General features: G+C 65.2%; 16 protein-coding genes and 1 tRNA gene. 14 read left to right on the top strand and 3 right to left on the bottom strand.

All coding sequences use genetic code 11. The annotated features are described in order from the left end of the window. Positions 1–3: 3 nt before the first annotated feature. On the top strand, positions 4–726 hold the full coding sequence (locus P0Y64_01985; GenBank protein WEK43625.1) for a helix-turn-helix transcriptional regulator: 723 nt from the start codon (positions 4–6) through the stop codon (positions 724–726). Here P0Y64_01985 and P0Y64_01980 read toward each other — a convergent pair. Continuing rightward, positions 723–1,112 (bottom strand): hypothetical protein, encoded by a 390-nt coding sequence (locus P0Y64_01980; GenBank protein WEK43624.1) that lies wholly within the window; start codon positions 1,110–1,112, stop codon positions 723–725. The genes P0Y64_01985 and P0Y64_01980 overlap by 4 nt on opposite strands. A 130-nt stretch (positions 1,113–1,242) precedes the next feature. On the opposite strand from P0Y64_01980, the gene P0Y64_01975 reads away from it, so the two are divergent. The 13 genes from P0Y64_01975 (at position 1,243) to P0Y64_01915 (ending at position 8,246) form a co-directional block, all read left to right on the top strand. Continuing rightward, positions 1,243–1,626 carry a hypothetical protein gene (locus P0Y64_01975; GenBank protein WEK43623.1) on the top strand — a complete coding sequence of 128 codons (384 nt, stop codon included), beginning with the start codon at positions 1,243–1,245 and terminating at the stop codon, positions 1,624–1,626. Further along, positions 1,623–1,988 carry a hypothetical protein gene (locus P0Y64_01970; protein WEK43622.1) on the top strand — a complete coding sequence of 122 codons (366 nt, stop codon included), beginning with the start codon at positions 1,623–1,625 and terminating at the stop codon, positions 1,986–1,988. Before P0Y64_01975 ends, P0Y64_01970 begins: the two co-directional genes overlap by 4 nt. Continuing rightward, positions 1,985–2,185 (top strand): hypothetical protein, encoded by a 201-nt coding sequence (locus P0Y64_01965; protein ID WEK43621.1) that lies wholly within the window; start codon positions 1,985–1,987, stop codon positions 2,183–2,185. The genes P0Y64_01970 and P0Y64_01965 overlap by 4 nt, the downstream gene beginning before the upstream one ends. Positions 2,186–2,288: 103 nt before the next feature. Beyond that, positions 2,289–2,480: a hypothetical protein gene (locus P0Y64_01960; protein ID WEK43620.1), complete on the top strand. Its 192-nt coding sequence runs from the start codon at positions 2,289–2,291 to the stop codon at positions 2,478–2,480. An 11-nt stretch (positions 2,481–2,491) separates the two neighbouring features. Beyond that, positions 2,492–2,911: a hypothetical protein gene (locus P0Y64_01955; GenBank protein ID WEK43619.1), complete on the top strand. Its 420-nt coding sequence runs from the start codon at positions 2,492–2,494 to the stop codon at positions 2,909–2,911. Then, the gene (locus P0Y64_01950) at positions 2,908–3,846 is read left to right on the top strand and encodes a ParB N-terminal domain-containing protein (protein ID WEK43618.1); all 939 of its coding nucleotides are present in this window, start codon (positions 2,908–2,910) and stop codon (positions 3,844–3,846) included. The genes P0Y64_01955 and P0Y64_01950 overlap by 4 nt, the downstream gene beginning before the upstream one ends. Positions 3,847–3,910: 64 nt before the next feature. Beyond that, positions 3,911–4,213: a hypothetical protein gene (locus P0Y64_01945; GenBank protein ID WEK43617.1), complete on the top strand. Its 303-nt coding sequence runs from the start codon at positions 3,911–3,913 to the stop codon at positions 4,211–4,213. Continuing rightward, entirely contained in the window at positions 4,210–4,449 is a 240-nt protein-coding gene (locus tag P0Y64_01940) for a hypothetical protein (GenBank protein ID WEK43616.1), read from the top strand. The genes P0Y64_01945 and P0Y64_01940 overlap by 4 nt, the downstream gene beginning before the upstream one ends. A gap of 411 nt (positions 4,450–4,860) precedes the next feature. Next, positions 4,861–5,343 (top strand): hypothetical protein, encoded by a 483-nt coding sequence (locus tag P0Y64_01935; protein WEK43615.1) that lies wholly within the window; start codon positions 4,861–4,863, stop codon positions 5,341–5,343. 27 nt (positions 5,344–5,370) lie between these two features. After that, positions 5,371–6,711, top strand: a complete 1,341-nt coding sequence (locus P0Y64_01930) for a phage integrase SAM-like domain-containing protein (protein WEK43614.1) — start codon at positions 5,371–5,373, stop codon at positions 6,709–6,711. A gap of 141 nt (positions 6,712–6,852) precedes the next feature. Then, positions 6,853–6,926: transfer RNA gene (locus tag P0Y64_01925), tRNA-Gly, on the top strand. A gap of 317 nt (positions 6,927–7,243) precedes the next feature. Further along, the gene (locus P0Y64_01920; protein ID WEK43613.1) at positions 7,244–7,612 is read left to right on the top strand and encodes a hypothetical protein; all 369 of its coding nucleotides are present in this window, start codon (positions 7,244–7,246) and stop codon (positions 7,610–7,612) included. Between the two features lie 121 nt (positions 7,613–7,733). Further along, positions 7,734–8,246 (top strand): site-specific integrase, encoded by a 513-nt coding sequence (locus P0Y64_01915; protein WEK43612.1) that lies wholly within the window; start codon positions 7,734–7,736, stop codon positions 8,244–8,246. A gap of 63 nt (positions 8,247–8,309) precedes the next feature. On the opposite strand, the gene P0Y64_01910 is transcribed toward P0Y64_01915, so the two are convergent. Both P0Y64_01910 and P0Y64_01905 read right to left on the bottom strand, forming a co-directional pair. Continuing rightward, entirely contained in the window at positions 8,310–9,956 is a 1,647-nt protein-coding gene (locus tag P0Y64_01910; GenBank protein ID WEK43611.1) for a hypothetical protein, read from the bottom strand. 168 nt (positions 9,957–10,124) lie between these two features. Further along, positions 10,125–10,880 carry an ATP-binding protein gene (locus P0Y64_01905; GenBank protein ID WEK43610.1) on the bottom strand — a complete coding sequence of 252 codons (756 nt, stop codon included), beginning with the start codon at positions 10,878–10,880 and terminating at the stop codon, positions 10,125–10,127. Positions 10,881–10,956: the final 76 nt, after the last annotated feature.

The raw sequence follows: 10,956 nt of genomic DNA, 5'->3' as shown, positions 1-10,956 counted from the left end.
TCGATGTCTGAAGTGTTGCCCTTCCCATCACGCGGCTTTGCGGGCGAGCGCGGTCCGCGCTGCATCGAGCGCGCGCCGCCAGATGGGCAGGGGATAGAAATCGTTCGGCTCGACCGCGCCGTCGGTGATGAGGAAGATGCGCTCGAGCGCGTCGATGCCCGGGCGGCGGCGGCCTGTCTCCCAATCATACCAAACCTGCCGCACTGTCCCGACGGAAGCAGCAGCAGCATCCAAGGTGTACCCTCGTTGAAGGCGCCATGCCCTAAGGCGGCTTTCTGTCCCGATCCGAGCCATCCGCCACGTCGTAAGCTAATCACTTACATTTTGACAAGCGCCTGTAAGCAAATTACTAGCTCGTTTGTGTCAGCGAATATCTTACAGTTTCGTCCGATGGCGGACGATACAAATCGCATTCGCGAACTGCGCTTGTTGCGTAAGCTGTCGCAGCAGCGGCTTGGCGATCTCGCGGGCTGCTCCAAGATGACAATTAGCGACCTTGAGCGCGGCAACATGGAGCTGACGCTCACCTACATGAAGCGCATCGCGCCCGCACTTGGGGTGTCCGTCGCTGATCTGCTGCCCAAGGCCGTAAATGAGTGGGCGCTCGATGCCAGTGAACGGAGATATCTGGAGCGCTACCGTGCTGCCGATGACGAACAGCGCCGCACCCTGGAGCGGATCAGCGACGCCGTGGTGCCGCTTTCGCACAAGGAAGAGGCAGCTTAATCCCGCCCTAGCTCGGTGTCTTGCCCGAGCACTATTTTCGCCGCGGCGCGCCTCACGTCATTCAGATATTTTTCGACGCGGCCGCGCTCAAATTTAACGCCCATCAAGGCAACTTCGGCTGTGATCGCGCGACGGCGCACTGCATCGAAATCGCGATCGCAGCTGTCGTTGTGGGCGCCATTGGCTCGCGCACGCAGGCAGCGGTAATAGTATATCTCGGTCACGCCGCGCTCGGCGAGCGCGGTCTTCGCAGCATCGTCGCGCAACGTCAGGACGCGGGCTGCCTCGTCCAGCAGAGCCTTCTGTAATGCGCGCTCCGCGGGAGTGAGGACTTGCGCCAGCATGAGGGCTGCAAAAATGAGCATGCCGAACGGTACTTTGGTCAAACACCTGCCAGCAAGCCGACGATCGCTTACCTCGCTGTATTATCATGTCAGCTAAACGCTTACATTTATCGTTGACGATGTAAGATAATAGCTTACATTGCGCCCCGTCATCAACTGACGGAGACGCATCATGTCTACTGTGGCGATCTTGCCGACGCCGCTTGCGCGCGCAGCGCAGGCGGCCACTAACCCCCGCAACGCCAGCACTTGCGGCATCTATGACGTGGCGGGGCGGCTGGGGAACGCCCACCGCCGCCCGCATTACATCTGCAAGACGATCGACCTGCTGATCGAGGAACGCGGCTTCCCGCCGCCGTTCCCGCTGCTGCGCGGCGCCGCGCTCGCCGAGCGCGTCCTTGCCGACAGCCGCTGGGCGCGATCGGCGGTGGAGGCATGGTTCAACGATCAGCTCCCGCCCGCCGCCCGCGCGCTCGATTGCGCCGCCGAGAATGTCGAGCGCAACAGCCGCCTCGCCGTGAACCTCTCGCGCCTGTTCGAAGAGGGCGTGGCATGACGCCGCCGCGCGCAACGGTTAGCGGCGCCGGCGCCAACCGGTCGCGCGTCATCGGCGAACAGACCCGGATCCCGTCGCATGTCGTTGTCATCCCGGGCATCGGCGATGTTCTCTTTCATCACGCGTTGGCGGCCAACGTATCGGAGATCACGGTAGGCGACAGCGATAACCGCATCGCGCTCCAGATCGCTGATGCCGGATACAAATGCGGCTGCGGGGCGCGTGGGCGCGGCATGATACTCACGCCGGGGCCGGAAGAGGCGCGTCTGATCGCCGAAAGGCTCGTGCAGATCGCCGAGCAATATGAAGCGCGCGCCGCCGCCCAGGCATCCGCCGCGATCCGCGAGGCCGCCGGCAAATGATCGCGCGCGAGATCCTCGCCGTGCTGTTCCCGGTCGATCCCGCGCAGCGCGATGTCGAGCTGGGCGAGCACCCCACCGTCACCGCCGCCCGGGCGGCCGAGCCGTGGATCAGCCGCGGCGCGCTCATCGCCGGCGCCGGCCTGATCGTGATGATGGCGGTGCGCATCCTCGCCGCCTGGGCGGCCGGCCGGCTGTGATCGTGCCGATCCCCGCGATCATCATCCTCGCGCTGGCCGCCTATATCGTGGCGGTATCGCTCGCCGCCAGGGGGCGCTGACGATGGCCCCGCGAAACTGGCGATTGCGCGAACAGCGGATCGCCGCGCTCCGCGCCCGCCCCACGCTCACCGATGCGGATCACGCCGAGCTGCGCCGCCTCGAGCAGCTGCACGACAGGCTCTGGGCTGATCTCCCGCGCCGCATCGATCGCGCCCGCGCGAAGCTCAAAACCCTCACCGCCTACGCCGAAGAGATCGGCCTCGGCCCATGCTGAAGGACGCCCACATGACCGTCACCAGTCTTCGCACCCCGCCGGATACCTCTCCCAGCGCCCCAATGTCGCTCGAGGGCGCGCGGATCCTCACCGGCGCCGCGCTGCGCTCGTTCATCGCCGAGCGCATGAAGCAGGTCGATCGCCACGGCCGCACGCTCGACAGCGATCTCGCCACCAACGATCGCGCGGATCTCGCGCTGGCCGGTGCGAGCTACGCCAACGCCGCGATCGACCAGCTCACGTCGACCGCCGCGATCGCCCCGGATCTCGCGAAGCCCGATCCGCTGACCTGGCCCTGGGCCACCCGCTACTGGAAGCCGGAACAGGATCCGCGCGGCAATTTGGTCAAGGCCGTCGCCCTGCTCTGGGCCGCCATCGACCGCCTCGATCGCGAGGCGGGGCCTGATATCGCGCGGGAGGTGGCAGCATGAAGCTACAACCCCAACGCGGCACGCTTCCCGTGCTCCAATATTGCCCGCCGGTGCAGCTTGGCATCGATCCGCTCTATCAGCGGCAGCTCGATCAACGCAGTCACCAGCTGATCGCCCGGATCGCGGCCGGCTGGGACTGGAACCTGTTCCAGCCGCTCGTTGTCGCCCGCCGACCTGACGGCGCATTGTTCGTCGTCGATGGCCAGCATCGGCTGGCGGCGGCGAAGGCGCGTGGCGATATCCAGCAACTGCCGTGCGTCATTTTCGCCTCGGCCGCGCCGGCGGAGGAAGCTGACGTCTTCGTCAAGCTCAACCAGGAGCGCCGGCCGCTCACCGCGTTCGCACTCTACAATGCTGCCATTGCGACAGGCGACCCGGCCGTCATCGCACTCGATGCGATCATCCGCGAAACCGGATGGCGGTTCGTCGGGGGCGCCGATACGAAGGCGCTGAAGCCAGGCGAGCTCAACATCGTCGGGCGCGTCCGTCGCTGGCACACGCGCTACGGTGATCGACTGACGCGCACGGCGCTCAATATCCTCGCACGCGCCTTTCGCGGTCAGCAGCTCCAGCATCCCGGATATATGTTCGTCGCGATCTTCACGATCGCAGCCGAACATGGCGAGAATTTCTCCAGCCATCTTCTGGTCGATCTACTCGATCGGCCGCAGGATGAATGGCACGGCGACTTCCACCAGCGCGCCGCCGCCGATGGCACCGGCATCGAGGCGGCCGCGATCGCCGTCCTGGGCGACGCCTATCGCGAGGCGATCGCCGAGCTGGATGGCGAAACGCCCGACGCCGAACCCCGCGAGCCCGCGAGCCCGCGAGCCCGCGAATGCGGTCGGGCAGGGGGCGTCACCCTCGTCAACGGAAATTCTCGCGGCCGACAACGAGGCGGCGTGAGCGCCGTGCAGCCCTCTGATCGCGGCTGACCAATTCCCACCGCGCGCTGGCGGCCGCGCGGGCACCGGGATCCATTGCCGCCGGAGAACCAGCATGAACGATCAGTCCGAAGGTCAGGCCCTCAAGCCCGTCATTGTCCGCACTTACACCGCCGGTGTCCATTTCGGATACCTGCGTCGGCGTGACGGCAAGGAGGTGGAGCTGGAGCGCAGCCGCCGCATCTGGCGCTGGTATGGCGCGAACAGCTGCTCGGGCCTTGCCACAAAGGGGCTTGATATCAAGAAGTCGACGGTCGCCGATCCGGTCGAGATCGTGCTGACCGAAGCGATCGAGATCATCGATTGCACCCCGGAGGCCGTGGCGAGCATCGAGGCCGCCACCTGGACGGCGAAGTGACCGGTGCGGTTTCCGGCTCCGGCGACGGCTACGGCGACGGCTCCGGCTACGGCGACGGCTACGGCTACGGCTACGGCTACGGCTACGGCTCCGGCTCCGGCGACGGCTACGGCTCCGGCTCCGGCGACGGCTACGGCTACGGCGACGGCTACGGCTCCGGCTCCGGCGACGGCTCCGGCGACGGCTCCGGCTCCGGCTCCGGCGACGGCTACGGCGACGGCTACGGCTACGGCTAACCGAGCGCCATTTGGATCGGCGGGGCTTTGCCCCGCCGATCATACCGGCTTCGCCGACTTCAAATTCAATATGCCAAAGCGACTTCACAGGACACGCCGCCGCAACGCGTTCACACCACCAGGCGCGATCTACGTCGGTCGCCCGACGCTCTGGGCCAACATCTTCAGCGGTCGACCACTGATCGGCCACAAGCGCAGCGTCATCCTCTATTCGGCGTGGCTGCGCGGCGAATTGTCAGGTGGTGTGCTGCGTTGCGCGGGCTTCAGCGGGGCGGAGGCCATAACCCTGCGCCGCCGGCGCGAACAGGTCCTCAGAGCACTCCCGCGGTTGCGCGGCCGCGACCTTCAATGCTGGTGCCCGCTCACATCGCCGTGGTGCCACGCCGACACCCTCATTCGGGAGGCGAACCCATGACCTTCGATCCCAAATTCATCTTCTACCGCGACGATCGCGCGCTGGATCTCGATCCGCCGGAAGAGTTCTGGAGCGAGATCGGGCCGGAACTGCGCCGCCTCTACGAAAGCCGCCTCGAGAGCTTCCCCGATCGCGTCGCCAAGGGCCGCATGGCACGGGCTGAAGCCGATCGCGAACTGCGTCTCGCGCGCGGCCTCGCCGAAGGCTGGCGCGCCCTGCCACGATCGCCCGATGCGCCGCTAACGACCTTGGTCGAGGACGTTCACGCGCTACGCCGCGAGATAACCTTCCGCCGTCAGCGCTGGCCGCGCCTGGTCGAGCTGCGCCGCATCACCGGCGAGGAGCTGGATCGCCGGATATTGCTGCTGGAGCTGTGCCACGACATAATCTGGCATGGTTCGCAGCATCCCGACATCCGTGCCGCCCGCGAAGCGCGCCAGCGTCACCTGCAACAACAGGCGCTGAAACAGGCTGCCTGATCCACCAGCCATAGGAGCGCCCCCGCCATGGCCAAGATCACGATCGAATTCCTCCGCGCAAAAAAATATCCCAGCGGAATTCACTATTACTGGGAACCGTCGGCGACGCTGAAGGCGGCGGGCTGGCAAGCCCTTAAGCTCGGTCGGGATGAGGAAGCGGCGATCCGCGCCGCCCGCGCACGCAACGCCGAGATTGCCGCCTGGCGCGCTGGAGACGCCACCCCGAAAGACGTCAAGCGCATCGAGAAGCGCCATACGGTCGATGCGATCATCGCGATCTACAGGGAAAAGCGTGTCGCCAAGCTCAAGGAGAAGACCCAGACCGAATATGACAGCAAGCTGCGCGTCATTTCCCGGTGGGCTGGGCAGGAGCGCATGGATGGCATCACGCTCGATAATATCCGCGCGTTCCGTGACGCGCTCTATGCGCCGCGCAAGGACGGCGAGATCAGGGCGACAACGGCCTATAACACCCTGAAGAACCTGCGCTCATTATGGGCTTGGGCGTATGAGAATGAGCTCATCGCTACCAACCCGGCCGCGAAGGATCTCGACATATCGACGCCAGCGCCGCGCCAGCAATTCGCCGGCGCGCTCGCGCGCCAGGCATTGATCGATGCCGCAGTCGCAGTCGGTCGCCCCAACATGGCCGCGGCGATCATCCTCGCCTACACGATCGGCCAGCGCGAGGAGGATCTCCTGAAGCTGCTGCAGACCCGCTACAACGAGATCCAGCAATTCGAGGCCGATGACCCGGCCGTCTATGATCGCCTGACCGCCCGCGAGCCGGATGGCCGCCTGTTCGGCATCCGCGTACGACAGGGCAAGACCGACCGCTGGGTCGGCGTCCCGGTCACTGGCGATGCGCGCGTGCGCCTCGAGGCCGGCGTGCTCGGCGCGAGGTCAAAGGGGCTGACGACGATCCTTTTTGATGAACGGCGGGATCAGACCTGGACGGCGCCGGCGCTGGATGAAGTTCCCGGCAAAATTTGGTCAGTGGAGGAAAGGAAGGAGCGCCGAGAGGCGCAGCGCAAGGAAGCGCGCATCCGGCAGATGTATTTCCAGCGGTCGTTCGCTGCGATCCGCGCCGCCGCCGTCGAGCGGCTGCGGAAGGCGGGCGATGCCGAGCTCGCGGATGAGGTGGCGGATCTCCAGTTCCGCGATCTGCGCCGCACCTGCGTCGTGATGATGGGTGAGCGCGGCATTCCCGATCATCTCATTTCGGCGATCACCGGCCACAAGCTCGAGACGGTGAAGAAGATCCTCGAGGTTTATCTACCGCGCACCACCGGCATGGCGATGCTCGCGGTCGATCTCTCCCAGGCGCGTGCGCCGAAGCAGGCTGCGCGCTCGAGGAAGTCGGCATAAATGTCCGTGGCAATCTCGCAGCAGCTTGCGCCGGCGCATGCCTCTGGCTATCTCGCCGGCACCCCGTGTTGGATATCCAACGGATTGGATGTTGGATTTAGCACTAGGGCGACATAGAAAACGCATCGTTTTCAACGTGATGCGGGTATAGCACAATGGTAGTGCAGCAGCCTTCCAAGCTGAATACACGGGTTCGATTCCCGTTACCCGCTCCAATCTTTCTAATAAATTCAACCGCTTAGCGGCCGTTTTCGGGGTGTGCCAACTGGCGCGCGCCGAGAATGGCGGGCCGATTTTCGCTCGAGGCCCCCAAGGGGGAGGGCTCGGCTGGGAAAGGTCAAGCTTGTGCCTTTGACGGATTTCGCGATTCGTACCGCGAAGACCAGAGAAAAGTCCTATAAAATGAGCGATATGCCGGGTTTGTTTCTGCTGATCTCGCCATCGGGTTCGAAGCTCTGACGGATGCAATATCGCTTCAGGGTTGCCGAAAAGAAATTGAGTATCGGCATCTCCCCACAGGTGAGCCTGAGGGATGCCTGCAAGCGCCGTGACGAAGCGCGCGACCTGCTTGCGGAGGACAAGTCCCTCGTTCGAGTGGCAGCGCGAGAAGCTTCGCGCGAGCGCGCAGGCGGAAAACACCTTCACCAGCATCGCGAATGAATATTACAGAAAGCGCCGCCGCGATGGCGACAGAGCCTCGGCACCCGCCACGGCCATGCGCGGCGAATACCTTCTCAGCCTGCCGAACCATTCGATCGGCAAGATGCCGATCCATGAGATCGAGCCGATCGATGCTCTCGCCGCCATTCGCAAGATCGAGAAGCGGGGCAAGCTGGAAAGCGCGCGGCGTACCTTGCAGCTGGCCAGTGCTGTATTCCGCCACAGCCCGGCTGAGGTCTGATCCGACGCGGGACCTGCGTGGAGCGCGGACCACGCCGACGGTCACGCGCTATGGAGCAGTCACCGAGGCCGCTCAGGTTGGGGACCTGCTGCGCTCCATCGATGGCTATGAAGGGCAGGGCATGACGAAATGGGCGCCGCAACTCGCGCCGCATGTGTTCGTGCATCCCGGCGAATTGCATCATGCACGATGGGATGAGATCGATCTGGATACCCGATCGTGGGCCATCCCGGCCGAGAAGATGAAGATGCGGAAGGCCCATCGTGTGCCGCTCTTGCGTCAGTCAATTTTGATCCTGCAGGAAGTCCGATCCATTGCCGGGCGGTCGGGCTACGTTTTTCCCTCCATGCGATCGCGGACGCGGCCGATGTCGGAGAACACGCTCAATGGCGCGTTGCGTCGCCTGGGTTATGCCAGCGACGAAATGACCGCACACGGTTTTCGGGCAATGGCGCAATGGCGGTCCGACCTTCTGGATGACTTACGCAGCGGGGGCGCTGTTCTCCCGTTTTCCGGGGACGAGGGTTGGCTGAGCAACTGGGCGTCATTTGAACTGCCGTTCCGTCCGGTCGCTTTTTCAAGACGATGTGCTGGAATTGAGCCTTTCGCGGACTGGCGGCTTGTGGCGGTTTAAGCCAGAGAGCTGACATTTCCGCATCCGATTGGGCCCGCTTCGTCGAGAGCAAATGATCGCGGATCAGAATCCGAAGGCTACGCCCACACGTCCCCCAGTCGATCCCTTGGAGGTGGAGCCGGCGAACCCACCATTCAGATAAATGCGCGGTGCAGCGCGCACAACGACCGCGCCGGAAAAACCCTGCTCGCCGCGATAGGTCGCGAGGTTGAAGGAGACCGACACATTGCTCTCGGGCACGATCATCGTCCCCCCCAGCGCCATCGCCGCAGCGATCCCGCCATTGACCTGTTGAAACCCGCGATTGGCGGCGAGCTCCAGACCGGCGACGCGGCTGTCGAGATCACGAAGGCCATTGTCGAGCGCGCCGATCGCTGAGCCCACGTCGCGATAGGTCGTCCCCTGGACGGCATATTGCGGTGCGGTCATCGTTCCGGTCGCGCTGTCATAGGACGCGCCGCCGCCCAAAGCGGTGGCGGTCGCCTGCCCCAGCGATGCGTTGCGCGCGAGCGCCGTATTGGCCGTCGCCTGCGAGGCGCTTGCCGTTGCCTGCGCCTGCGTCGCGGCCGATTGCGCGGTTGCCGCATTGGCCAAAGCAGTTGCGGCCTCTCCCCGAGCGGTGTTGGCGGTCGTCTGAGCAGTCCCGGCGTTGACGAGAGCCGTATCCGCCGTTGCCTGCGCCGTTGCCGCATTGGTGAGCGCAGTGCTGGCCGTCGCTTGCGCCCCAGCTGCCTCGCTACGCGCGGTATTTGCCGTCGATTGGGCGGTTGCGGCGTTGGCGAGAGCGGTGTCGGCGGTGGTTTGCGCCGATGCGGCATTCGTCAGCGCCGTATCGGCGGCGGCCTGCGCTGCCGTCGCTGTGGAAGCGGCCGAATTGGCCGCCTGCTGCGTGGCAAACAACTGGCTGCCGTTGACGGCATCGGTGCTCGTAGCGCTCACCGCGCCCGCGCTGACATTGACCAGCCCGCGCGTCTGGCCCGCCGAGCCGAACGAGACGGTGTTGGCCCCGGTCGCCACCGAGTTAGCACCGATCGCGACGCTGTTCGTCGCGCCGGTCGCAACCTGGCTGCCGGAGCCAAGCGCTACGCCGTTGACTCCCAGTGCGGAAGCGCCCGCCGATCCATTGTACGCGCCGCCGATCGCAACGCTGCCATTCCCCGATGCGGCGGCTCCCTGCGTCGAGCCCGACGCGCTGCCGAGCGCGATCGCGGAAGTGCCGGATGCCTGTGCGCCGCTGCCACCCGCCGGGCTGCCAAAACCGCAGCAGCCGTTACTGCCCTGACCGCCTGCCCCTATCGCGATCGCGCCGCTCGACGACGCCTGTGCGCCGCTGCCGCCGGCTCCACCTGTGCCGCCTGCGGTTCCCTGCCCGCCAGTGCCGCCGCCCCCGATTGCCGTCGCTCCGCCGGCCGTTGCCGTTGCTCCGGCGCCGCCAACGCCGCCGGTCCCGCCCGAGTTGGCGGTTCCGCCATTACCGCCAGCTCCGACGGCTGTGCCACCGTCGGAGCTGGCGGTGGGAGCGCTTCCACCGGCTGCGCCGGTCCCACCCGGATCGGGTACGCCGGCGGAGCCCGCTGTGCCGACAATCACGCCATTGGCGAAGGCGTTGCCGGGGGCGAGCAAGGCCAATGCACTCGCATAGCCAAGTGCGGGCGCAAGTCGCCGCATTCTCATCGTCCGCGCACGCAGGCCGGTGCTGGAATTGATCATGGCAATGTCCCCCTTGGTGTCCCGGTATTCGCGGATGATCGCGCTTGCGCGGCTATCGCCGGCGCGGCGAACCCGCTGATGCCCAATGGCTGTAGAGGCCGGGCGTGGACTGCTTGAAGCATAGGGAAACGAAAGCGAAAATACCTGAAATCAGGTAGATGGCCCTAACTATTCGTTAAGTCTTTCACGGCGCGCTTCCCCGATTCTGAGGGTAATTGCGGTACCATCGCGCGCGGACCGGATATCGAGCAATCCGCCAAGTCGCGCCGCGCGCGAGGCCATGCTCTGCAGACCAAGCCCCTGATCACGCACGCATGCCGGATCGAAGCCACGCCCATTGTCGCAAACGGTCAGCGTCAGCCCGGTGCCGCACGATTCCAGCGCAACATCAATCGCGTTCGCGCCACTGTGTCGGAGTGCATTGGTCACCGCTTCCTGCACGACGCGCGTGATATCGAGGCTCTGTGCAAAGGGCAGCAAGTGATTTTCCGTTTCATCGAGCCGCCATCGGCACTTTATGCCCTGGTTTTCGCACAGCAATGTCAGCCGTGATCGCAGCGGCGCTATCCATTCCGCCAGCGGCCGGTCGGCCCCCTGCGCACCGGTGGTGGTGTCGATGATCAGGCGCAGTTCCTCGCGCAATTCCCTCAAGATCGAAAGGAAGCGCCCTTCAGGAATCGCACGTTCGCCATGCTCCAGCACCGCGATATTGTTGACCAGCGTGGCCCCCATGCCGTCGTGCAGGTTGCGCACAAGGTCGATACGCTCGGCCATCCGGCTGCCGGCAAGTTCGAGTTCGTGCTGGCGTCTGAGCGCGGCGGCCGTCTCCCGCCTTGCCGTCTCGACCTTGTCGGCCAGTTCCTCATTGAACCGTTCAACGCGCGTCATCGCCGACACGAAGCGCCAGCCAAGCACCGTCGCCACGCAGATGATCAGCATCTGCGAGGTGACCGGCGAATAATAAATATTGTCGTTCAGCAACCCCGCGAAGGTCAGATTG

Origin of the sequence: Candidatus Sphingomonas colombiensis (assembly GCA_029202845.1) — a bacterium.
Classification (GTDB): domain Bacteria; phylum Pseudomonadota; class Alphaproteobacteria; order Sphingomonadales; family Sphingomonadaceae; genus Sphingomonas; species Sphingomonas colombiensis.
Note: the sequence above shows the minus strand (reverse complement) of the source record. Positions and strands in the feature narration are given on the sequence as shown.